The sequence below is a fragment of the Flagellimonas olearia genome (assembly GCF_009184425.1).
Taxonomy (GTDB): domain Bacteria; phylum Bacteroidota; class Bacteroidia; order Flavobacteriales; family Flavobacteriaceae; genus Flagellimonas; species Flagellimonas olearia.
In genome coordinates this window covers 1-323 of record NZ_WELG01000179.1, presented here as the reverse complement: position 1 = coordinate 323, position 323 = coordinate 1, and the positions used below count along the sequence as shown (strand labels likewise).

Genomic DNA, 323 nt, shown 5'->3' with positions numbered 1-323 from the left:
AGCAGGGCGATACTTGTCGCCCTGCTTTGCGTGTGTTCATTGTCCAGTGCGGCTGATGACATTAGCCAGGATGAGGCCTTGCAGTTACGTCAGCAGGGCGAAATTGTGGCGTTTTCCTCTTTGTTGGAAACCCTGAAGCTGCGCTATCCACAAGGGCGTGTGCTGGAGGTTGAACTGGAGCGCGACGATGGCCAGTTGATCTATGAGATTGAATTACTGACCGGAGACCGGGTGGTCCGTGAGATTGAGATGGATGCCCGCACCGGCCAGGTTCTTGATGACGAGCGTGACGACTGATGCGCATCCTGTTGGTGGAAGACAGT

The 323-nt window shown here is 55.1% G+C and carries 1 protein-coding gene; it reads left to right on the top strand.

Annotation, left to right across the window (positions count from 1 at the left end; all coding sequences use genetic code 11):
• On the top strand, positions 1-297 hold a 297-nt coding region (locus F8C76_RS19580), incomplete at its 5' end, for a PepSY domain-containing protein (protein WP_211372217.1).
• Positions 298-323 lie beyond the last annotated feature (26 nt).